General features: G+C 64.1%; 21 protein-coding genes. 9 read left to right on the forward strand and 12 right to left on the reverse strand.

Features of this window, described 5'->3' with window-relative positions; genetic code table 11:
* Positions 1 to 78 precede the first annotated feature (78 nt).
* From J7367_RS04115 to J7367_RS04160, 10 genes are all read right to left on the reverse strand, one after another.
* Positions 79 to 1,284, reverse strand: coding sequence for an AGE family epimerase/isomerase (locus tag J7367_RS04115; RefSeq protein WP_057660256.1), 1,206 nt, complete (start codon positions 1,282 to 1,284; stop codon positions 79 to 81).
* Complete coding sequence (locus J7367_RS04120) at positions 1,281 to 2,267, reverse strand: carbohydrate kinase (RefSeq protein WP_039732146.1); 987 nt, start codon at positions 2,265 to 2,267, stop codon at positions 1,281 to 1,283. The genes J7367_RS04115 and J7367_RS04120 overlap by 4 nt, the downstream gene beginning before the upstream one ends.
* Complete coding sequence (gene fucP, locus J7367_RS04125) at positions 2,264 to 3,574, reverse strand: L-fucose:H+ symporter permease (RefSeq protein ID WP_008576532.1); 1,311 nt, start codon at positions 3,572 to 3,574, stop codon at positions 2,264 to 2,266. Before fucP ends, J7367_RS04120 begins: the two co-directional genes overlap by 4 nt.
* Before the next feature lie 13 nt (positions 3,575 to 3,587).
* Entirely contained in the window at positions 3,588 to 4,763 is a 1,176-nt protein-coding gene (locus J7367_RS04130) for a LacI family DNA-binding transcriptional regulator (RefSeq protein WP_057660258.1), read from the reverse strand.
* A 140-nt stretch (positions 4,764 to 4,903) separates the two neighbouring features.
* The gene (locus J7367_RS04135; RefSeq protein ID WP_057660260.1) at positions 4,904 to 5,749 is read right to left on the reverse strand and encodes a transporter; all 846 of its coding nucleotides are present in this window, start codon (positions 5,747 to 5,749) and stop codon (positions 4,904 to 4,906) included.
* A gap of 325 nt (positions 5,750 to 6,074) precedes the next feature.
* The gene (locus J7367_RS04140) at positions 6,075 to 6,809 is read right to left on the reverse strand and encodes a DUF2058 family protein (RefSeq protein WP_337411367.1); all 735 of its coding nucleotides are present in this window, start codon (positions 6,807 to 6,809) and stop codon (positions 6,075 to 6,077) included.
* An 18-nt stretch (positions 6,810 to 6,827) separates the two neighbouring features.
* Positions 6,828 to 7,064 (reverse strand): SlyX family protein, encoded by a 237-nt coding sequence (locus J7367_RS04145; RefSeq protein WP_003483700.1) that lies wholly within the window; start codon positions 7,062 to 7,064, stop codon positions 6,828 to 6,830.
* Positions 7,057 to 8,406: a UDP-glucose/GDP-mannose dehydrogenase family protein gene (locus J7367_RS04150; protein WP_022559646.1), complete on the reverse strand. Its 1,350-nt coding sequence runs from the start codon at positions 8,404 to 8,406 to the stop codon at positions 7,057 to 7,059. The genes J7367_RS04145 and J7367_RS04150 overlap by 8 nt, the downstream gene beginning before the upstream one ends.
* Before the next feature lie 25 nt (positions 8,407 to 8,431).
* On the reverse strand, positions 8,432 to 9,403 hold the full coding sequence (locus J7367_RS04155; protein WP_057660264.1) for an FKBP-type peptidyl-prolyl cis-trans isomerase: 972 nt from the start codon (positions 9,401 to 9,403) through the stop codon (positions 8,432 to 8,434).
* Between the two features lie 90 nt (positions 9,404 to 9,493).
* Positions 9,494 to 10,051: a glutathione peroxidase gene (locus J7367_RS04160; protein WP_057660266.1), complete on the reverse strand. Its 558-nt coding sequence runs from the start codon at positions 10,049 to 10,051 to the stop codon at positions 9,494 to 9,496.
* Positions 10,052 to 10,185: 134 nt separating this feature from the next.
* Here J7367_RS04160 and J7367_RS04165 point away from each other — a divergent pair, with 134 nt between their 5' ends.
* The 7 genes from J7367_RS04165 to J7367_RS04195 all read left to right on the forward strand — a co-directional run bounded on the left by J7367_RS04165 (position 10,186) and on the right by J7367_RS04195 (position 14,838).
* Positions 10,186 to 10,434 (forward strand): hypothetical protein, encoded by a 249-nt coding sequence (locus J7367_RS04165; protein WP_015472303.1) that lies wholly within the window; start codon positions 10,186 to 10,188, stop codon positions 10,432 to 10,434.
* A 2-nt stretch (positions 10,435 to 10,436) separates the two neighbouring features.
* Positions 10,437 to 10,799, forward strand: coding sequence for a GntR family transcriptional regulator (locus tag J7367_RS04170; RefSeq protein WP_003483692.1), 363 nt, complete (start codon positions 10,437 to 10,439; stop codon positions 10,797 to 10,799).
* Entirely contained in the window at positions 10,796 to 11,671 is an 876-nt protein-coding gene (locus tag J7367_RS04175; protein ID WP_057660267.1) for an ABC transporter ATP-binding protein, read from the forward strand. Before J7367_RS04170 ends, J7367_RS04175 begins: the two co-directional genes overlap by 4 nt.
* Complete coding sequence (locus tag J7367_RS04180; protein ID WP_057660270.1) at positions 11,668 to 12,654, forward strand: hypothetical protein; 987 nt, start codon at positions 11,668 to 11,670, stop codon at positions 12,652 to 12,654. The genes J7367_RS04175 and J7367_RS04180 overlap by 4 nt, the downstream gene beginning before the upstream one ends.
* Positions 12,655 to 12,664: 10 nt before the next feature.
* Positions 12,665 to 13,483: a DUF4097 family beta strand repeat-containing protein gene (locus J7367_RS04185; protein WP_057660271.1), complete on the forward strand. Its 819-nt coding sequence runs from the start codon at positions 12,665 to 12,667 to the stop codon at positions 13,481 to 13,483.
* A gap of 34 nt (positions 13,484 to 13,517) precedes the next feature.
* The gene (locus J7367_RS04190; RefSeq protein WP_057660273.1) at positions 13,518 to 14,048 is read left to right on the forward strand and encodes a DUF2884 family protein; all 531 of its coding nucleotides are present in this window, start codon (positions 13,518 to 13,520) and stop codon (positions 14,046 to 14,048) included.
* Positions 14,049 to 14,415: 367 nt separating this feature from the next.
* Positions 14,416 to 14,838, forward strand: coding sequence for a hypothetical protein (locus tag J7367_RS04195; RefSeq protein WP_042805892.1), 423 nt, complete (start codon positions 14,416 to 14,418; stop codon positions 14,836 to 14,838).
* A gap of 117 nt (positions 14,839 to 14,955) precedes the next feature.
* Here J7367_RS04195 and J7367_RS04200 read toward each other — a convergent pair whose 3' ends face one another.
* Entirely contained in the window at positions 14,956 to 16,359 is a 1,404-nt protein-coding gene (locus J7367_RS04200; protein WP_057660275.1) for a class II fumarate hydratase, read from the reverse strand.
* Between the two features lie 235 nt (positions 16,360 to 16,594).
* Here J7367_RS04200 and J7367_RS04205 point away from each other — a divergent pair, with 235 nt between their 5' ends.
* Positions 16,595 to 17,965: a hemolysin family protein gene (locus J7367_RS04205; protein ID WP_081027571.1), complete on the forward strand. Its 1,371-nt coding sequence runs from the start codon at positions 16,595 to 16,597 to the stop codon at positions 17,963 to 17,965.
* Positions 17,966 to 17,975: 10 nt separating this feature from the next.
* Here J7367_RS04205 and J7367_RS04210 read toward each other — a convergent pair whose 3' ends face one another.
* Positions 17,976 to 18,926, reverse strand: a complete 951-nt coding sequence (locus J7367_RS04210) for a CAP domain-containing protein (protein WP_057660277.1) — start codon at positions 18,924 to 18,926, stop codon at positions 17,976 to 17,978.
* Positions 18,927 to 19,122: 196 nt separating this feature from the next.
* Here J7367_RS04210 and purB point away from each other — a divergent pair, with 196 nt between their 5' ends.
* Positions 19,123 to 20,490: an adenylosuccinate lyase gene (gene purB / locus J7367_RS04215; RefSeq protein ID WP_057660279.1), complete on the forward strand. Its 1,368-nt coding sequence runs from the start codon at positions 19,123 to 19,125 to the stop codon at positions 20,488 to 20,490.
* The last annotated feature ends 180 nt before the right edge of the window (positions 20,491 to 20,670 follow it).

The following is a 20,670-nucleotide window of genomic DNA, read 5'->3' on the forward strand; positions in this document are numbered from 1 at the left end:
AGCGCCTCATCGCGCCCGGGTGCGCTCCTACGCTGCAACGCCGCCGCATTGCGCGGCGGCGCTTGGATCACGCCAGCATCAAGCAGCCGGCCGCAACACGTTCAAGACTTCGTAGCACGCACCCATGGTGTGATAATCGGTCTTACCCGCCGGGCTTTTCTCATCGCTGTACTTGCGGTTGTCCGCATCCAGGATGCGATACCACGCGCCATATTGATGGTCGATCATGTGCGCCCACGAATAGGCCCACAGCGTGTCATACCACTGCCAGTAGCGATCGTCGCCGCTGCGCTGGGCCAGCAATGCGGCAGCGGCCAGCGACTCGGCCTGCACCCAGAAATACTTATCGTCGTCGCAAACATTCCCGTCGGGATCGAAGCCGTAATACAGCCCGCCGCGCTGCGTGTCCCATGAGCGCTCCACCGCCACATCGAACAGGTGCTGCGCGGTGGGCAGCAACCAGTCGGCCGGTGCATAGCGATCCAGCAGCATCAGCAGCTTGGCCCATTCGGTCTGATGGCCCGGCTGAAAGCCCCAAGGGCGGAACAGGTGCTTGGGATTGTCGCGGTTGTAATCCCAGTCGATATTCCACCGCAGGTCGTAATGCTCCCACACCAGCCCATCGGCTTTGGCAGCCTGGCGTTGGGTCATGTTCTCCGCAAGCACCAGTGCGCGATCGAGATAACGCTGCTCACCGCTTGCCTCGTACGCGGCGATCATCGCCTCGCACATATGCATGTTGGCGTTCTGACCGCGGTAGCTGGTGAAGTTGAACTGCGCGTCGGCTTCGTCGCGATACAAGCCGAAGCCTGCTTCCCAGAAGTGTTTTTCCAGCAGTTGCCAGGTTTCGTCCATCCACGCACGCGCCTCATCGACGCCGGCTTTCAAGCCGCAGGAATACGCCAGCAACACAAAGGCAACGCCGTAGCAGTGATTCATGTCGTCTTCGACCACGCCATCGCGCAGCGTCCACGCATAACCGCCCGTTTGCGGGTTGCGATGCACGTTGCGCAGATAGTCCAGCCCGTGACGTACCGCCTGCAGGTACGCAGCGTCGCCGAACTCGCGGTACGCCATCGCGTAATTGAAGACGAAGCGCGTACTGCTGACCAGGTGGCGATGCCCGGCATCGTAGATCGAACCGTCATCGCGGAAATACTGGAAAAACCCACCGGCCGGATCAATCGCGCGCGGATGATAGAACGCCATGGTGTCGGCGATGTGCTGGCGCAAGACGTCGGCCGAACGGAAATCGGGTGCGGGTGTTGCAGGCAAACGGCTCATGATTGTTCCTGGATCAAGGAATGGACTTCATCGATGCTCGGCATTGCCGCGAACGCGCCCTTGCGCGTCACCGCCAGCGCGCCGACTGCGGCAGCAAACCGGATCACCTCATTGATTACCGCGGGATCACCGCACAGCTGCTCCAGCGATGCAGCACGCGTTGCCAGCTGATACAGCAGCCCGCCGACGAACGCATCGCCAGCGGCGGTGCTATCGCGCACCTGCACCTGGAATGCCGGCACCTGGCCCGAATCGGTGCGTGTCTGCCAATGCACCGGCCCGCCGCCATCGGTGACCAGCAACCAACTGGCCCTGCCCTGCCACAGCTTTTGCGTAACCGCACTGGCGTCGCTATCGAGCGTTCCCGCCAGATACTCAAGTTCCTCGCGCGAAAGCTTGACCACATCGGCCAACGCCAGCGCCTCCCATAGCAACGGCGCCGGGTCGACATCTTGCGGCCACAGCATCGGGCGCAGATTCAGATCAAGGCTGACGATGGCGCCATCGGCGCGCGCACGGCGCATGCCGTCCAGCGTGCACTGGGCAATCTCCGGCTCGGTCATGCTGTTGGAGCACACATGCAAGACCGCTGCCTGCGTAAACCCGTCCGCAGCGAAGTGCTCGGGACGGAACAACAGGTCCGCTGCCGGTGGACGGTAGAAACTGAAACTGCGCTCGCCCGCTTCGTCCAACGCAACGAACGCCAACGCAGTCTTGGCCTGATCGGTGCGCACGATGCCGTCGGTTGCCACGCCGGATTGCTGCAGGCTTTGCAGCAGGAAATCGCCGAACATGTCGCGCCCGAGCATGCCGACAAAATGCGCAGCGCCCCCCAGGCGCGCCACCGCGACGGCGACATTGGCCGGCGCACCGCCGGCATATTGCGCAAAGGTGCGCGCCTGGTCCGGGCGGGCCTGCGGCAACGCCAGCATGTCGATCAGCGCTTCGCCGAAACACACCACCTGATGCTTGCTCGCACTCATGCGCGTGCCTCCGCCAGTGCGCCGCGCAACCGCGAGCCCCAGATACCGTAGAACACGATGTACAGGTAGCACAGCAACGGCAGCACGAACGACTCATGCAGGCCGATGCTGTCGGCGAGCAGCCCTTGCAGATACGGCACGATTGCGCCGCCGACAATGGCCATGATCAGCAGGCTCGACGCGCGCCCGGTCAGCGGACCAAGCCGCTCGATGCCCAGGGTGAAGATGGTCGGGAACATGATCGAATTGAACAGGCCGATCGCCACCAGCGCGTACACCGCCAGCATGCCGCCGCTGGCCATTGTCAGGCCCAGCAACACCGCGTTGATTGCAGCGAACACCGACAACAACACGCGCGGCGACAGCTTGGCCAGCAGCGCCGAGCCGATGAAACGGCCGATCATCGCCAGCGTCCAGTAGGCCGACACGTACTTGGTTGCCTCGCGCTCGGTGAACCCACCAATCTGCGGCAGCGAGAAGTAATTGACCATCAGGCTGCCGATCGCCACTTCTGCGCCGACGTAGAAAAAGATCGCCAACACACCGAAGCGCACATGCGGGTGTTGCAAGGCATCGAGCAGGGAATGCTTGCTGTCGTCTTTCTGTGCGCTGGCGTCGGTCAGTGCCGGCAGACGGAACAGAAACACGAAGATCGCCAACAGGAACAGCACGATGCCCAGCCCGATGTACGGGCCTTGCACGGCCTGCGCTTCCTGCACGCGATAAGCCAATTGCTCGGCTTCCGGCAAGGCCTTCAGTTGGTCGCCGCTCATGACCGTGTTGGACAGGATCAACCAGCCGCCCAACAGTGGCGCGATTGCAGTGCCGAGCGAATTCAGTGCCTGGGCCAGGGTCAAGCGACTGGAGGCGCTGCGCTCGGGCCCCAGCAAGGCGACGTAGGGATTGGCGGCCACCTGCAAGATGGTGATGCCAGTGGCCAGTACGAACAACGCGCCGAGAAATGCGCTGTACACGCGCAATTCCGCCGCTGGCCAGAAGCCCAGCGCGCCGACCGCCGCCACCGCCAAGCCGGCCACGATACCCTGCTTATAGCCCAACCGGTTCACCAGCCAACCGGCCGGCAGCGACATCAGGAAATAGGCACCGAAGAAGGTGAACTGCACCAGCATCGCCTGCGCGAAGTTGAGCTCGAACACCGCCTTCAGATGCGGAATCAGGATGTCGTTGAGGCAGGTCAGAAAGCCCCACATGAAAAAGATCGTGGTGACCACCGACAACGCGACGCCGTTGTTGACTGGCGCCTTGTTGCCGCTGGGCACGGAGGATTGCGTGGAAAGGGAAACCATAGGGATTGCCTGGTCAGCGGCCTGAGGCCTTGGTGGGGGAATGGGCGGATGGACCGCTTGGGGGAGGTGGTGACATTCGCGTTGTGGGTCCGCAGGCGCTGCTCGCACGAATATTCAGTGCGACTGCGGCGGTCAGCTGTTGTGCGGCAAGCTCGGGGCTACCGATCCGTTGCAGCACCAATTGCGCAGCCTGCCTGCCACGCGCACGCGGGTCTGCAGCCAGGGTGGTCAATGCAGGCGTGAACAGCGCCGCTTCGGCGATGTCGTCGAAGCCGGTCACCGCGAAGTCGCGGCCGGGCACGATACCGTGCTTGGCCAGTGCCGCCATCAAGCCGAGCGCAACGCTGTCGTTGTAGCAGACCGCCGCAGTCGCTGCCTGCGCCGTACTGCCTAGCAAGCGCGCCCCGCAGACTGCGGCGTCCTGGCGATTTGGAGCCGACTCGACGTAATGCGTTTCCAGGTCCGCCTCCTGCATCGCACGCGCGTAGCCGGCGCGGCGCTGGCGGCAGGAACTGGATGCGGCATGCCCACCGAAAAACACGATACGCCGATGACCTTGCGCGATCAGATGCGAGCAGGCCACGAACGCGCCTTGTGCGTTGTCGAGCGCCAGCAGATCCCATTGCGCGCCTTCCACCTCGCGATTGAACAGCACCACGTTGCGCTGGCGGCCGAGCACCTGGCTCAGCGCCTGCGCCTGGCTGCCTTCGGCCGGCGACAGGATGATGCCGGCCGGCGTGTGCTCCATCAGCGAAGTCAGCACTGCTTGTTGACGCTGCGTCGATTCGCCGGTGCTACCGAGCAAGGTGACATAGCCGGCTGCGCCCAGTGCTTCGTCGACGCCGGCGGCGAACTCGGCAAAAAACGGGTTGGACAAATCGTTGATCACCAGCGCGACGCTGGACGAGGTGCGCTGGCGTAAATTCGCCGCGGCGCGGTTGTAGATGTAATTCTGCCGATCCAGCTCGGCCTCCACGCGCGCGCGCGTGCTCGCATGCACGAGCGGGCTACCGCGCAACACCAGCGACACCGTTGCGCGCGAGACACCGATGGCGCCGGCGATATCGCGTAACGTCACCGCCCCGCGCCCCGCGCCCGGCGTAGCGTCGTCCGCCGTCATCTCGGATGTCGGCTTGGCTGGCGTCACGTGGAAAGCCTTGCGATGGAAGAAAGACGCATGCAGTGGCATCTAATTGGATCGATCCAATTAGGCCTTTTCCGCGCAGCCAATGCATGCGGCAGTGCAACATAGCTCAGCTGGCACCAGGCTGAGAGGCCCAAGGCACCGCGCCGATTGGCCAGTGACCCAGCAGCGGCGGTTCGCGCCACTCACTCAAACGCGATCGACAGTCCGATGCCGCCCTGCCAGTCCGGGCTTTCCGAGGTCAGTCCGCGCAACACCGACACATCCAGCTGCATCGCATGCGGCAGCTGCCAGGCGCCACCCGCGCCAGCCACGCGCGCATGCTCGCTGCCGGTGTCCAAGCCCGCTTCCACATAGCTGCTGAAATCGTCGCCGGAGAAAAACGTGTAATTGGGAGAGAACGTCCAGGTGTGCCCGTCGTCGTCGCGCGCGTAATTGACGTATAACGCGATGGCGCGCTGCTGCGCCAGATCCCAGGATGCAGTCACACCGAGTTCGCGCGAGTAGCCGTCGCTGAAGGCCGGGCTGCCGGTCGGAATGCTGTAAGTGCCCAACGCAGCCCAATGAAAGCTCTCCGAACGCGATGGCAAGGCCACCTTCAACCCGACACTGCTGTCGCCACCGCCACGCACCCGCGCGCCACCGCCATGCTGCCAGTTGTAACTGTCACTCCCGAGTTGCAGCTCGACATTCCGGAACAACCCCAGACGCAGCAGCGTGTCGGCAGTGTATTGGGTCGTGCGCTGCCCGCCGCTGCGATCGGTACTCGCGTCCGGCAAGCCCTGTTCCCACGCAAACGCACCTGGCTGCAACGCCTCCGCAGCGAACGGAATGCCCGGCCGGTCGAACGCTGGCGCATCGTCTGCCTGCGCGGCGGTATGGCCGCTAGCGACGCACAGCGCGAGCACCACCGCAGCTGACGAGGTTCGGCGCAGCGCCCGCACCGGCACGCGAATAGGCGCACGAGAGACGACGGCCGCCACGGCGTTGGATTTCAAGGATTTCGACGACAGGGACATATGCAGCACCATTGGCAGGACAGAGCAACCGCGCAGGGACGAGACCACGGCGAAAGGCGCCGGCCTGCATCGATACGTAACGGCGCGCATGGTGCCGCGCCGCCTGTGACCGGCTTGTATAGCGGCGCTCAGTTCGTTGTCTGCCGGGTTAGCGGTCAGGGTGAGCCCCGCTGGCGGTGCAGCACCATGATCAGACAACCAGCATGCGTTCTACGCCCGACAATCCCATGGCCGCCCTCTGGCTTACGCGGAGACTGCGCGCTGCTGCCTGCGGATAAATGCCTAAAAAGGGCACCCGCAGGCGCCCCTATACAACACACAACACGCAGCGCGCGTCTTACCAGACCAGATCGTCGGGCACCTGATATTTCGGATCAGCGTACGGGTCCTCGCCCGCTGGTGCGTTCGGGTCCACTTTCAATGCCACCGATGGGGCGAACACCGCTTCGGCTTCGGCGAGTAGCTCGGCAGTCACCAGCAGATAGCGTCCGTTGAGTTGCAGCACGCCCAGCTCGCCGGCGTTGAGCGCCTTGAGCTGATCGGCGTTGACGTAAATGCGCTTGATCTTGCCGCCATACGGAAAGTGCCGGGCGATATCCGCAGCGGCATCATTCAAGCCCTTGTCCTTCACCAGCGCTTCGAGCCTGGCCTTGGCTTCGCGACGCAGGCGTGCTTCTTCCTGCTTCACTCGCTCGGCTTCGATGCGCTCGTCCTTCTCGCGCTGCGCACGGATCGCATAGGCCTTGGCCAGATCGATATCTTCGCGCGTGCGCGCCGGCCTGGGGCCACGGCGGTCTGCAGCGGGATGCTGCGGACGCGGCGCTGCACCGGGCTTGCCGTCATGACGACGCTCGGGCCTGCCAGCGGTTCTGCGCTCGCCATGGCCATCGGTCGCCGCAGCGGCATGCGGACGCTGCGGCCCCCTGCCCTCGCCCGGCCGATTGCCCCCGGGTGCTGGCTTGCCACCATTGCCATGTGCACGCGCTGCGGGCCGTGCATCGGGTTTGCGTTCGGGCTTGGGCGCGGACTTGAAGCCCAACCCAAGCAATTGGTCACGTAAGGTATCGCTCATGGCGGTGGCAATCTGCAATCAGTAGTGCGGAGGCGGCGGTTCGTCCGCTGCATCGGCAAACAATGTGGAGCGCACCTTGCCCAGATCCTCGAGCAGGTGGCGGATCAATTCGGCATTGCGTGCGCCCGTCAAACGGGCGTCCGCAAGTGCTTCACTCAGTTCGTTGAGCGCCTGCTCCTGGAAGGAGAGGCGCGTTTCCAATTCGATCAACCGCGCTTCCAGCGCGCGGTCTTGCAGCGGGAGTTGCTCATGCATACAGCGAACGGCCTCGTCCAATGGCGTAGTACGCCAGACCTGCGGCTTCGATCTCTTGCGGATCGTAAAGGTTGCGGCCGTCGAAGACGACATCGTCCTTCAAGGCCTGCTTGATCTTGCCGAAGTCCGGGCTTCGGAACTGCTTCCACTCGGTGACCACGACCAGTGCGTCGGCACCTTCCAGTGCAGAAAAGGCATCGTCGCAGAAGGTCAGATCGTCGCGCTCGCCGAAGATGCGCCTGGCTTCGCGAGTGGCTTCAGGGTCGTAGGCGCGCACGGTGGCACCGGCTTCCCACAACTGTTCCATCAAGCGACGGCTGGACGCAGCGCGCATGTCGTCGGTATTGGGCTTGAACGCCAGACCCCACACCGCGAAGGTCTTGCCGGCCACACTGCCGGTGCCCTCGGTACCGTAATGCCGCTGCACCAGTTCGAACAGATGGCCCTTCTGCGCGTGATTGACGCTTTCCACTGCGTTGAGCAGGGTCGGCTGCATGCCGTACTGCTCGGCCGTCTTGGCCAATGCCTGCACGTCCTTCGGGAAGCACGAGCCGCCGTAACCGGCGCCGGGATAGATGAAGTGCCAGCCAATACGCGGATCAGAGCCGATGCCGTTACGCACATGTTCGACGTCGGCACCGACACGCTCGGCAATATTGGCGATCTCGTTCATGAAACTGATCTTGGTCGCCAGCATCGCGTTGGCCGCGTACTTGGTCAGTTCGGCCGAACGCACGTCCATTTCGACGATGCGATCGCGGTTGCGATTGAACGGTGCGTACAGGCGACGCATGCGCGCAATGGCCGCCGGCTTCTTGGCGCCGATCACGATGCGGTCCGGGCGCATGCAGTCGGCCACCGCGCCGCCTTCCTTGAGGAATTCGGGATTGGAGACGACATCGACGTCGTGCGCCACTCCGCGCGCGGCCAGTTCTTCCTGGATCGCCGCGCGCACGCGATCGGCCGTGCCGACCGGCACCGTTGACTTGTTGACCACGATCGCCGGGCCGTCGATATGCCGGCCCACCGTGCGCGCAACTGCCAGCACGTATTGCAGGTCGGCACTCCCGTCCTGGTCGGCCGGCGTGCCTACGGCAATGAAGGTGATCTCGCCATGCGCGATCGCGGCAGCCGCATCGCTGGTGAAGCGCAACCTGCCGGCGGCATGGTTGGCCTTCACCATCGGCTCCAGGCCGGGCTCGTAGATTGGAATCAGCCCGCGATTGAGGGCATCAAGCTTGGCTTGATCGATGTCCACGCAGACGACCTGGTGCCCCACTTCCGCCAGGCAGGCACCGGTCACAAGACCCACGTAGCCGGTGCCGAAGATCGCAACGCGCATGGAATGAACTGCCTGCTGCGGAAGATCAGGGAAGGATACCCATCAGTTCGACATCGAACGTCAACGTTGCGTCAGGTCCGATCGGCCCTCCTTGCGTGCCGTTCGGGCCATAGGCCAAGTTGGATGGAATCCAGAAACGGTATTTCGAACCGACCGGCATCAACGCGACGCCCTCGGTCCAACCGGGAATGACTTGATCCAGACCGAACTCCGCCGGCTGGCCGCGCTGGTAGGAACTGTCGAAGACCTGTCCGTTGAGCAGCTTGCCTTCGTAGTTCACACGCACCTTGCTGGTCCGCATCGGGCGCTCGCCGCTCCCCTGGCGCAACACCATGTACTGCAGGCCGGACGCGGTGGTGATCACGCCCTTCTCGGTCTTGTTCTTGGCAAGGAATTCATTGCCCTGCTGACGATTATTAGCAGCGGCGGCGCCCTGCTTGGCAGAGGCGAATGCCTGCATGGTGGCTGCGGCCTCCTGCTGGGTCAGACGCGTGGTGCCCTTGGCGAACACGGTACGCACCGCTTCGATCAGGATCGACAGATCGATCTCATCCTTGATGCCGGCCAGCGACGGACCAACCGCACGATCGCCAAGCATCAGGCCGACATTTTCCTTGGACGGCGCAGCCGGCACGGCGCCCGGCGCCATGCCTGGCACCTGCTGGCCGTTGCGGGCAGCGAGCGCGGTACGCAACGCAGTATCGGTGGCCTGGGTCTGCTCATCCGACAACAGCGGCTTGCCGCCCTTGAACGCATTTTCGATGGCGCGTTGCATCGCGTTCACATCGATGTCCTGAGCAATCGGCTCGAACGAACGTGCCACGTCCATACCGATGGCGTAGCTGACGTTATCGCGCGTGCTCTTATCAGACGATGCATTCAAAGCTGGCTTCTCCTTGGTGGCCGCTGCGGCCGGTTGCTGCGACATCGCCGGCATCGACGCCGCCATTGCCACCATCAGTAACGACGCCGCCGCGCCGCGCTTTCCCATCTTCATTCGATGCACTTCCCAAAAGTGAAAAGACACGCCACCGATGGCGCTGAATGCGCATTGTCGCACGCGCGCGCGGCGATGCGAGCGCTGCGCTCAGCGCGCCGGCGCCTTGAGCTCGCGTTCGATTGCTGCCAGCACGCTCGGATCGTCCGGTTTGATCTTGCTGGGGAACTGCGCAACCACCCGGCCATCGCGACCGATCAGATACTTGTGGAAGTTCCAGCCCGGCGCCACGCCAGTGGCCTGGGTCAGGCGCTGATACAGCGGCGTTGCCTGCGCACCCAGCACATGGACCTTTTCGAACATCGGGAACTTCACGCCATAGGTCAGCGTGCAGAATTCCTGGATCTGCTTCTCAGATCCCGGTTCCTGTCCCTGGAAATCGTTGGACGGAAAGCCCAGCACGGTGAAGCCGCGGCTGCCGAAGCGCTGGTTGAGCGCTTCCAGACCTTCGTACTGTGGGGTGAAGCCGCACTTGCTGGCGGTGTTGACCACCATGACAACCTTGCCGCCGTAGGTACGGTTCAGGTTGATCGGCGTCTTGCCGGCCAGCGGCCGGTACTCCACATCCAGTACCGGGGTGCCGGCAGCGAACGCGGACGTTGCAAAGAAGCCAGTCAATACAAGAGCTAGCAGACGATTGAGCAACATGAGCAATGCCCTTCGAGAGTTGAGGCGGCGCACCGATAAAGGGGTGCCATCAGTTGGGGATGACAAACAGTTGACTACCTGCGTGTCGGTGTTATAGTTAAATACAACACCAGTCATCCAACGCAGGGGAAAGCATGAACAGCACACGCTTCACGCGACCAGTTCCGCTGTTGCTGTTCGGCAGCACCCTGTTTGCCATTGGTTGCCTGGGAGCCGCTTCCAGTCAGGTGACGGAGTCCGGCGCCGATTATGGCGTGTCGGAGGCGGTTACGGAAAACGCGACAACTCCCCCCGAAGCGCGTTCCCGGCCTGGCCGGCATGTGCGCGCTTCGCTGTCGATGCCCTATTTCTCCTTCGCGCAGGCCCTGCGCCCACGGAGCTGATCATGAACGATATTCAGTGGAGCGACGGCGCTCCCATCTACCGCCAACTCAAGGAACGGGTGATTGCCATGATGCTCGATGGAATTCTTAAGCCCGGCGACGCCCTGCCCTCGGTGCGCCAGGTGGCGGCCGATTACCAACTCAACCCCATCACCGTCTCGCGTGCGTATCAGGAACTGGCCGACGAGAACCTGGTGGAGAAACGCCGCGGCCTGGGCATGTTCATGACCCCGGAAGCCGCACAGAAGCTGCGAGGCAGCGAACGCGAGCGTTTCTTGAATGAAGAATGGCCCGCCGTGCTGGAAAGGATCCAGCGCCTGGGACTGTCCATCGACGATCTGTTGCCACAGGGAAAAACACCATGACCGCCGTCTCCTCCGACCATGTGGTCGATGCACGTGGCCTGCGCAAGGCCTACAAGCATCGGCTCGCGCTGGACAACACCAGCTTCACCATCGCCGCTGGCCGCATTATTGGACTGATCGGCCCCAACGGCGCCGGCAAGACCACTGCGCTCAAGGCGGTGCTGGGCCTGACCGATTTCGCCGGCGAGTTGCAGGTGTTGGGCATGGATCCGCGCACGCAGCGCAACGCGCTGATGAACGAGGTCTGCTTCATTGCCGATGTGGCGGTGCTGCCACGCTGGCTGCGGGTCGGCGAAGCGATCGATTTCGTCGCCGGCGTGCATCCGCGTTTCGATCGCGCCAAGTGCGAGCGCTTCCTGGCCAATACCCAGCTCAACCGCAAATCGCGGGTGCGCGAGTTGTCCAAGGGCATGATCGTGCAGCTGCATCTGGCGCTGGTGATGACCATCGACGCACGCATCCTGGTGCTGGACGAACCGACCCTGGGCCTGGACATCCTCTACCGCAAGCAGTTCTACCAGCGCCTGCTGGAGGATTACTTCGACGAGCAGAAGACCATCATCGTCACCACCCACCAGGTCGAGGAGATCGAACACATCCTCACCGATGTGATGTTCATCCGCGACGGCCGCATCGTGCTCACCGCCGATATGGAAAGCGTCTCCGAGCGCTACACCGAAGTCCTGGTCGGTGCCGACCAGCTGGATGCAGCGCGCGCCCTGAAACCGATCGACGAGCGCGGCCTGCCGTTCGGCAAGACCGTGATGTTGTTCGATGGCGCGCCGAAAGAGCAGCTCGCCCGTTTTGGCGAAACCCGCAATCCCGGCCTAGCCGACCTGTTCGTTGCGGTCATGAAGGGGACCTACGCATGAATGCATTGACCAACCAAGCGTCACCCGCACGCACCTTCGCCTGGCTGCTCAAACGCGAATATTGGGAGCACCGTGGCGGCTTCGTGTGGGCGCAGTTCATCACCGGCGGCATTGCGGTGTTCTTCGCGCTGCTGGGCGCGGTGATCGGTGCGATCAGTGCGCGCCGCAACATGGTCGGCGACAGCATCGCCATGGACGACCTGGCCGAATACACCCGCACGCTGGGCCAGGTCGGCGACGGCCTGCTGCTGGGCGGCATCGGCATCGCCTCGGTGGTCCTGGCGTTTGTGGTGTTTTTCTATGCGCTCGGCAGCCTGTACGACGACCGCCGCGACCGCAGCGTGCTGTTCTGGAAATCGTTGCCGGTGTCGGACGTGCAGACGGTGTTGTCCAAGGCCGCCTGGGCGTTGCTGCTGGCGCCGCTGATTTCCATCGCGATCGGTGCGGCGGTCGGCATGGCGCTGTGGTTGATCGCCATCGTTGGCGCCTTGATTGCAGGTGTGCCCAGCCCCTGGGCGCTGGCGACCCATTCGCACCCGTTTTCGCTGCTGTGGCTGTTGCTGAAGACCGTTCCGATGAGCCTGTTGTGGGCGCTGCCGACCGTGGGCTGGCTGATGTTCTGCTCGGCCTGGGCCAACAGCAAGCCGTTCCTGTGGGCGGTGCTGTTTCCGCTGCTGGCCTGCGTGATGCTAAGCATTCTCTCGGCGATGCCAGGCGTGTCGCTGCCGATCGGCTGGATCTGGTACATCGTCGGCTATCGCGGCCTGCTCAGCGCCCTGCCCGGCACCTGGTCGCCGCTTGCCGTCAGCGGCAATCTGGACAGCAGCATGATCCAGAACCCCAGCGATCTGGTGCAGTGGGCATTGCAGCACACCGATAGCACACGTGTGTATGGCAGCCCTGACATCTGGATCGGCGCAGCCATCGGCGTTGCGTTGATCGCCGCCTCCATCTATCTGCGCCGTCGGCGCTCCGAAGCCTGAGGGACATCCCATGCGCCTGACCCTGAGCCTGGCCATCCTGCTCGCATTGCCCGGTGTTGCAGCGGCAGAGGAGCAGTGCAAATTCTCCGAACCGCGCAGCCTGGACCTGCAGCTGACCGGCGTGAAGTCGGTCCTGTTCGAGGTCGCTTCCAACGACCTGCATCTGGACGCCTCGCCCAGCGGCGGCGGAAAACTGGGCGGGCGCGCCTGTGCTGCCAGGGCCGAGTTGCTCAAGAGCCTGACCGTGACCCAGAAGCGCGTCGGCGAAAAGCTGGTGGTGACCTTGAACGATGACCGCCGGTTTTCCTTCGGCAACAGCTACTCCTACCTGGATCTGCGCGGCAGCGTGCCCAACACGGTGCTGGTGCAATTCGACGTGGGATCCGGCGATGCGCAGATCAACGGGGCCGCCGCGGTGAGCGCCGATGTGGGTTCCGGCGACATGACGATTCATCGCACCAAGGGCCGCGTGACTGCCAAGGTGGGCTCCGGCGATGTCGAGCTGGAAGATCTGGGCGCTCTGCGCGTGCTGGCAGTGGGCTCGGGCGACCTCAAGGCGCGCGAGGTGCACGGCGCTGCAGAGGTGGCGAAAGTGCAGTCCGGCGAGGTCAAGCTGCACGGCGTCGCAGGCAACATCAGGATCGGCACGATCGGCTCGGGCGATGTCGATATCCGCGATGTGCAAGGCAATGTCAACGTGGAGTCGGTCGCTTCCGGCGCGTTGAATGTCCGCAAGGTGCGTGGCGATCTGAGCGTGGCGCACAAAGGCAGCGGCGATATCGATGTGAGCGAGGTCTCCGGCAGCACGCGGGTGCCGGCAGACAAATGACGACGACTTCTTTCAGGATGTGGGGGAATTGCTGATGAAACTGCTTGTTTCGGCATTAGTGACGAGCGTCTTGCTGGCGGGTTGCGGCAAGTCCGAACCGACCGTCAACGTCTCCGGCCAGGCCAATGGTGCCGGCGTGACCTTTACCGGCAAGAGCCTGACGCTCAAGCGCGATGGCTTGCCGGCCGCCACCATCAGCGTCGATGGCGCGCTCAGCATCGACGGCAAGCCGGTGGACTTGAACGAGGCGCAACGTCAGGCGATGCGGAGTTACTACACGCAGGTGCAAGGCGTGGCCAAGAAGGGCATCGACATTGGCACCCAGGGCGCGGCGTTCGGGGCACATGCGGCCGGCGAAGCGATCAAGGGCGTGCTCATCGGCAATTCCGATCAGATCGGCGACAAGATCGAGGCCGAGGCGGACACCTTCAAGAACAAGGCCCTGCAGATCTGCGACCAGCTGGCCACGCTGCGCACCGCGCAGGATGCAGCCGCGCACCTGGTGCCGGCGTTTGCGCCGTACTCGACCCTGACCCAGCACGACATCGACGATTGCCGCAAGTAGAGCGGCCGACAAACCGACTTCGCCCACCGACAAGCGGGCGTCGTCGGTGCGCGGCGCGGCATGTGCAGCTCGTGCACTGCGGCGCCTGTGCGCCCCACGCCTGGTTGACGACTATTCGCGGGGGAGGTGGCAGCGCTTCCATCAGCACCGCTCAGCAACTGCGTATCGCACCGACTGCACAGCTGTTCGCATGGCGCGCGCCGCTGCTGATTGGCCGGCCGGAAAGCGCTCCCAGCCGACGATGCGTGCACGGCGGCCAAACAGAACGATGCCCTGCGACATTTTGGCAGGCACAGGACCGCCGCGTTGCCGATCCGCAGACCGGAGCGGGATTACACTAATGCGCTCCCCTCACTCCATCGACCCCATGAACAAGTTCGTGATGCTCTGCATGGCGCTTCTGCTGTGCACGCTTGCTGCCTGTGGCGACCAATCGTCTCGCCGCGCCGAACGCGGCAAGCCGCGCGTTGCGGTCACCACGCAGTCGGTGATGATCCGCCGCCCGCCGGCTGCCAATGCCGAAATCACCCCCGATGGCACGCTCAAGATCGACGACATCGCGCTACCGCAGAAAGAGCCGACACGCGCCAAGCTGCAGCTGCTGTTCGGCCACCTGCAGATGTTGCGTCAGCAGGCGGTCAACGAGGCCGGCCCGGATCCGGAATACAAGTCGATCAAGCTGACCGCCACGCCGCAGATCCAGACGCTCAGTGGTGAACTGCTGGATGAAATTCCGTCGCTGCAGCCGTATCGGGAGAGCTTCGGCAATGTGCAGGCCGAGCGGCATTGACGCTTAGCCGCCTTGGACAAGCGACGACAAAGCAGCAAGACCGGCAGCAGCGCGCCTGCGCGCGACAGGGCGTTATCGATAATGCACCAGCGCGCTCCTGCATATGCACTGCAATGATCAGCCCCCGCTACCGCCGCCGGCATGGATACCGCCACGCGTCAATGCCGTCGGGTCGAGCAATCGCCGCAGTTCCGTTTCGCCGAGCCCGCTGTCTTCCTTGGCCACATCCAGTACCGGCCGCTGCTCCTTGTAGGCACGCTTGGCGATCGCCGCGGCCTTTTCGTAACCGATGATCGGGTTCAGTGCCGTCACCAAGATGGGGTTGCGGTCCAGCGCCTCGCGGACGCGCTCCTGACGCACCTTCAGACCGGCAATGGCGGTGTCGGCCAACAGACGCGAAACGTTGCCCAGCAAGGTGATCGAATCCAGCAGGTTGTAGGCGATCAGCGGCAACGTCACGTTCAACTGGAAGTTGCCGGTTTGCCCGGCGATGGTGATGGCAGTGTGGTGGCCGATCACCTGCGCGCACGCCATCACGGTGGCTTCGGGGATCACCGGATTGACCTTGCCTGGCATGATCGAGCTGCCAGGCTGCAGCGCCGGCAGTTCGATTTCACCCAGGCCCGCCAACGGGCCGGCATTCATCCAGCGCAAGTCGTTTGCGATCTTGATCAGTGCCACCGCCAGCGCATTGAGTTGGCCAGACAACTCCACCGCATCGTCCTGCGCGGCGAGTCCTTCGAACTTGTTTTCCGCGCTCTCGAACCTGGCTCCGCTCAGGGTGGACAAGGCCTTGGCGACCTTGCCACCGAAGCGCGGGTCGGCATTGATGCCGGTCCCGATCGCCGTGCCGCCCAGCGGCAAGCGTCGCAAGCGTTTGAGCGCGTCGTCGATACGCTCCTGCGCCGAACTCAGCTGCGCCGACCACGCGCCGAACTCCTGACCAAAGGTGAGCGGCATCGCATCCATCAAATGCGTGCGACCGGTCTTGACGATCTTGTCCAGCGATTTGGCGCGCTTGTCGATGGTCTTGCGCAGATGCTTGAGCGCCGGTTGCAGATGTTCCTGCACAGCCAGCAATGCCGACACGCGAATGGCGGTGGGCACCACATCGTTGGAACTCTGGCCCAGATTGACGTGGTCGTTGGGATGCACCGCATCCTTGCCGGCACGCGTGGCCTGGGTGGCAATCACCTCATTGGCATTCATGTTGGACGAAGTGCCCGAACCGGTCTGGTAAACATCGATGGGAAACTGCGCATCGAAGCTACCCTCGGCCACTTGCAACGCAGCGGCCTGCACGGTCTTGCCGATCGACTTCGGCAGCAATCCAAGCTCGGCGTTGACGCCGGCTGCCGCGGCCTTGATCAAGCCCAGCGCGCGAATGAAACCACGCGGCATCGGCTGCCCGGACACCGGGAAATTCTGCACCGCGCGCTGGGTCTGCGCGCCCCACAACGCATCGGCGGGCACCTGCAGTTCGCCCATGCTGTCGTGTTCGGTCCTGAAACGTTCGCTCATCTGCACTCTCCGCACATTGCTGATTTGTGGTGATGGATGGCTGGCGGCGGGCGTACCCACGCTGGCGAGACTGTCTACGATACTCGCACGCCGCGTTGCGACGATGTCGTCGCACGCTGTCGGCTAGACTGCCTGCTGATCATGACGAGATACCAAGCCGCCATGGGCGACGAGCCTGACTGTAGAAACGCACGTTCCGCATCGGTTGCCGCAACACTACACATCGCGGCTGCACATGCGGTGGCACGCGGATGGACCACTCCTGCAGCGCATGGAGGCGGCCATGTTGGGTGACGTCCTGCTGCTGTTGGTGGCATTGCTGCTGGTGCTGTTGAATGGATTTTTTGTCGCCGCCGAGTTCGCGCTGGTCAAGCTGCGGCACACCCAAGCGGTGGGCCTGGCGCAAACCAACGGCTGGCGCGGGCGCTTGTTGCTCGGTGTACACGCGCATCTGGATGCGTATCTGTCGGCCTGCCAGCTCGGTATCACGCTGGCTTCGCTCGGGTTGGGCTGGGTCGGCGAGCCGGCTTTTACACATCTGCTGCAACCGCTGTTCGCTACGCTGGGCCTGTCGCCGGAAGCGGCACAATTCACTGCGCTGGCGATTGCCTTCAGCCTGATTTCGTTCCTGCATATCGTGCTGGGCGAACTGGCGCCCAAGACCATGGCGATCCGCCGCCCGGAACGCATGTCGTTGTGGACCGCTGCGCCGCTGTACGTTTTCTACTGGCTGATGTACCTGGCCATCTGGGTACTCAATACCAGCGCCAATCGCTTTCTGCGCCTGCTCGGCTGGGGCGAGGTGGAACATCACTCGCATCGTTACTCACGCGAGGAACTGATGCTGATCGTCGGCCGCCAGGACCCGAACGCCGCTGCGCCCGACCAGGGGCTGGCCTTGATGAGCCACGCGTTGGAATTGCCGGATCTGGTCGCCGGCGATTTGATGCGCCCGCGCGAGCACATGCGCAGCCTGCGCGAAGGCATGACCCTGGAGGCGGTGCTGGCCGAATTCAGTGAGTCGCGCTACAGCCGCTACCCCTGGTTCGATGCCAATGGCGAACAGGTGCTGGGCATCCTGCACACCAAGGATTTGCTGGTGGCGATGGCACGCGGCCAAAACCTGGACGATCTGCACCCGCTGCTGCGTCCTCCCACCGTGCTGACCCTGGAAACGCCGATTCCCAACGCGCTGGAGCAATTCCGCACCGGCACTACCCATCTGGCACTATGCGTGGAAGAAGAAGGCCGCATCCTGGGCTTTTTCACCCTGGAAGACCTGCTGGAAGTGGTGGTTGGCGACATCGAGGACGAGCACCGTCACGTGGTGCGCGATGCCCCGATCCGTGGCCAGGACGGCTCGTTGCTGATCGCCGGCAGCACCTCGATCTTCCGCCTGGAACGCCTGCTCGGTCAGGACCTGAGCGCGCCGGACCACGTCAATTCGGTCGGCGGGCTGATCCTGCATCAGCTGCAGCGCTTGCCCGAGGAAGGCGAAACACTGGAGCTGGATGGCCACCTGCTGACCGTGCGGCGCATGGCAGGCCACCGCATCCAGGCAGTCACGGTGCGCCCGGTGGGCGAAGCCGTCGACGCGGCCAGTTGATGCCGTCGATTCAGTCGGCGGACGCGCGAGGCGATGGGCCGATGCGAAACCAATAACGGTAATCGCGCGACTGCCCGCCGAACCGCACCCCGCGGATGGTCACGTCGTACATCACACCCGGCTGCAGGCGCGGCACCCGGAACTGCAGGCTGTTGGGCACCCCGAAACCTTCGTGGTCGTCGCTCAGGTTGCGTACCTGCAGCTGGCGTCCATCGCGCTCGCGGATCTGCACCTGCGCATCGGCATAGTCGACATCGCGATTGGCGAACTTGCGCTTGCGGTCCGGCAATGCGGTGAACGACAACAGCGCATCGTCGACGTAGTAGCGGCCCGGGTACTCGCCGATCGGCCAGGCGATGAAATCCTCACGCGTCCGCGCCGCGACGCCGACCGCCGGAACGAAGCGCAGCGCGGCACCGCTACTGAACGCGGCGCCGTCGCGACCGGCCACCATGCCGAAGGCGACGCGTTGCAGAAACGGATCCAGCAGCCAGCGCCGGTGCCCCAAGCCACCGGCGCTGACATTGTTGGCGTCGGTCAGCCACTCGATCACGATCTGTTCGGCGCTGGAGAAACGCAGCAGCGGCGAGCTGACTCCGCCATAGATCAGGCTGCGGCGCGCGCCCTTGGCTGCGGTGTCGGAATAGCAGCGCCAGTCCGGCGTCGGCGTATGGCTGAGGCGGCCGTTGGCGGCAATCACCAAGGCCGCCTGGGTGGCTTCGGGCTCGGCCGCCGGGTCGTCGTCGACCGCGTCGAGCCCGTGCAGCCGACGGATGTCGTTGATCAGCGCCAGCACGCGTTGCCGCTGCGCCGGCTGCAGGTCTCCGGCGCGGCAGCTGGCGATCGCGGGCGGGGTGCGATACAGCGCCGCCGCCTGCGCGGCGAAGTCGGCCTCCTGTGCGGCGGCAGGCAGCGCGGCGGTAAAGATCGCAAAGGCGAGGCGAGCGAAGATCGGGCGCATGGCAGCCGGAACAGCGCAGGGAGCTCTACCATAAAGTGCAGGTCGCGCCATGTCGGGCTCCCTCGGCCGCGCAGGTAGCCCGCCATTCAGCCTCTCTGCCGTGGGCTTGGGGACCCGTTTTGCAGGGCACCGGGCCTGCCCACAGCGCCGGCGGCGTAGAATGCTGGCCCCACCTTCACCGCCGCCCCCCTTGCCCATGTCGGATTCCGCTCTGCTCGCCCTGTCCCCGCTCGACGGCCGCTACGCCTCCAAGGTGGATGCGCTGCGCCCGATCTTCTCCGAATACGGCCTGATCAAGGCGCGAATCAAGGTCGAAATCGAATGGCTGCTGGCACTGGCCGCCGAGCCGGGCATCGCCGAACTGGCGCCGTTCTCGCCGGCTGCCACGCAGCGGCTGCGCGTCCTGGCCGACGATTTCAGCGTGGCCCATGCCGCGCGGGTCAAGGAAATCGAGCGCACCACCAACCATGACGTCAAGGCGGTGGAGTACTTCATCAAGGAGCAGCTCAAGGACGACGCCGAGCTCGGCCCGGCACTGGAATTTGTGCACTTTGCCTGCACCAGCGAAGACATCAACAACCTGAGCTACGGACTGATGCTGGAGCAGGCCCGCCGTCAGGTGTTGCTGCCCAGCCTGGATGGTATTACCGCAGCGCTGAGCACCCTCGCCCACGCTCAGGCTTCCCAGCCGATGCTCTCGCGCACCCATGGCCAGACCGCCTCGCCCACCACGCTGGGCAAGGAAATCGCCAACGTGGTCGCGCGCCTGGAGCGCCAGCGCAAGCAGATCGCCGCGGTCGAACTGACCGGCAAGATCAACGGCGCGGTCGGTAACTACAACGCGCACTTGGTGTCGTACCCGGACCTGGACTGGTCGGCGTTCGCACAGCGTTTTGTGGAAAGCCTGGGCCTGGTGTTCAACCCCTACACCACCCAGATCGAGCCGCACGACAATGTGGCCGAAATCGGCGATGCCAGCCGCCGCGCCAACACCATCCTGATCGACCTGGCGCGCGACATCTGGGGCTATATCTCGCTTGGCTATTTCAAGCAGAAGCTGAAAGAGGGCGAAGTTGGCTCCTCGACCATGCCGCATAAGGTCAACCCCATCGACTTCGAAAATGCCGAGGGCAATTTCGGCATCGCCAACGCGCTGTTCGAACACTTCTCCGCCAAGTTGCCGATCAGCCGCTGGCAGCGCGACCTCACCGATTCCACCGTGCTGCGCGCACTCGGCACCGCGTTCGGCCATACCCAGGTCGCGCTGGATTCGCTGGCCAAGGGCCTGGGCAAGCTCACCGTCAACCCCGAGCGCCTGGATGCCGACCTGGATGCGGCCTGGGAAGTGCTGGCCGAAGCCGTGCAGACGGTCATGCGCCGCCACGGCCTGCCGAATCCCTACGAGCAACTCAAGGCGCTGACCCGCGGCCAGGGCATCACCGCCGCCTCGATGCAGGCCTTCGTGGAAAATCTGCAACTGCCTGAAGAAGACAAGCAGCGCCTGCGCGCGCTCACCCCGGGCGCCTACACCGGACTGGCCGAGCAGCTGGCGCGCGCGATCTGAGCTGACCGAACCGCAAGCCCGGTGGGAGCTTGCGAAGCGGGCCACGTCATCGGCCTCATCGGCGAGGCTTCATCGGCATCACCGCATGCCGATGACGCACGATCAAGGCCCGTGATGACGACGCCTCGCGTCGGATGCGTCGCACGGCCTTAGAGGACTGGATGGCCGGCGAGGGCCTGC

Origin of the sequence: Xanthomonas sp. D-36-1, assembly GCF_017746155.1 — a bacterium.
GTDB classification, from domain to species: domain Bacteria; phylum Pseudomonadota; class Gammaproteobacteria; order Xanthomonadales; family Xanthomonadaceae; genus Xanthomonas; species Xanthomonas cissicola.

What these genes read in the sequence shown, in the direction of transcription:
- J7367_RS04140 (WP_337411367.1), bottom strand. Translation starts at nt 6,809, where the DNA reads ATGAGCGATACCTTACGTGACCAATTGCTTGGGTTGGGCTTCAAGTCC.
- J7367_RS04165 (WP_015472303.1), top strand. Translation starts at nt 10,186, where the DNA reads ATGAACAGCACACGCTTCACGCGACCAGTTCCGCTGTTGCTGTTCGGC.
- J7367_RS04180 (WP_057660270.1), top strand. Translation starts at nt 11,668, where the DNA reads ATGAATGCATTGACCAACCAAGCGTCACCCGCACGCACCTTCGCCTGG.
- J7367_RS04200 (WP_057660275.1), bottom strand. Translation starts at nt 16,359, where the DNA reads ATGAGCGAACGTTTCAGGACCGAACACGACAGCATGGGCGAACTGCAG.
- J7367_RS04130 (WP_057660258.1), bottom strand. Translation starts at nt 4,763, where the DNA reads ATGCCACTGCATGCGTCTTTCTTCCATCGCAAGGCTTTCCACGTGACG.
- J7367_RS04195 (WP_042805892.1), top strand. Translation starts at nt 14,416, where the DNA reads ATGAACAAGTTCGTGATGCTCTGCATGGCGCTTCTGCTGTGCACGCTT.
- J7367_RS04145 (WP_003483700.1), bottom strand. Translation starts at nt 7,064, where the DNA reads ATGCATGAGCAACTCCCGCTGCAAGACCGCGCGCTGGAAGCGCGGTTG.
- J7367_RS04155 (WP_057660264.1), bottom strand. Translation starts at nt 9,403, where the DNA reads ATGAAGATGGGAAAGCGCGGCGCGGCGGCGTCGTTACTGATGGTGGCA.
- J7367_RS04115 (WP_057660256.1), bottom strand. Translation starts at nt 1,284, where the DNA reads ATGAGCCGTTTGCCTGCAACACCCGCACCCGATTTCCGTTCGGCCGAC.
- J7367_RS04185 (WP_057660271.1), top strand. Translation starts at nt 12,665, where the DNA reads ATGCGCCTGACCCTGAGCCTGGCCATCCTGCTCGCATTGCCCGGTGTT.
- J7367_RS04135 (WP_057660260.1), bottom strand. Translation starts at nt 5,749, where the DNA reads ATGGTGCTGCATATGTCCCTGTCGTCGAAATCCTTGAAATCCAACGCC.
- J7367_RS04210 (WP_057660277.1), bottom strand. Translation starts at nt 18,926, where the DNA reads ATGCGCCCGATCTTCGCTCGCCTCGCCTTTGCGATCTTTACCGCCGCG.
- fucP (WP_008576532.1), bottom strand. Translation starts at nt 3,574, where the DNA reads ATGGTTTCCCTTTCCACGCAATCCTCCGTGCCCAGCGGCAACAAGGCG.
- purB (WP_057660279.1), top strand. Translation starts at nt 19,123, where the DNA reads ATGTCGGATTCCGCTCTGCTCGCCCTGTCCCCGCTCGACGGCCGCTAC.
- J7367_RS04160 (WP_057660266.1), bottom strand. Translation starts at nt 10,051, where the DNA reads ATGTTGCTCAATCGTCTGCTAGCTCTTGTATTGACTGGCTTCTTTGCA.
- J7367_RS04170 (WP_003483692.1), top strand. Translation starts at nt 10,437, where the DNA reads ATGAACGATATTCAGTGGAGCGACGGCGCTCCCATCTACCGCCAACTC.
- J7367_RS04190 (WP_057660273.1), top strand. Translation starts at nt 13,518, where the DNA reads ATGAAACTGCTTGTTTCGGCATTAGTGACGAGCGTCTTGCTGGCGGGT.
- J7367_RS04205 (WP_081027571.1), top strand. Translation starts at nt 16,595, where the DNA reads ATGCGGTGGCACGCGGATGGACCACTCCTGCAGCGCATGGAGGCGGCC.
- J7367_RS04150 (WP_022559646.1), bottom strand. Translation starts at nt 8,406, where the DNA reads ATGCGCGTTGCGATCTTCGGCACCGGCTACGTGGGTCTTGTGACCGGT.
- J7367_RS04120 (WP_039732146.1), bottom strand. Translation starts at nt 2,267, where the DNA reads ATGAGTGCGAGCAAGCATCAGGTGGTGTGTTTCGGCGAAGCGCTGATC.
- J7367_RS04175 (WP_057660267.1), top strand. Translation starts at nt 10,796, where the DNA reads ATGACCGCCGTCTCCTCCGACCATGTGGTCGATGCACGTGGCCTGCGC.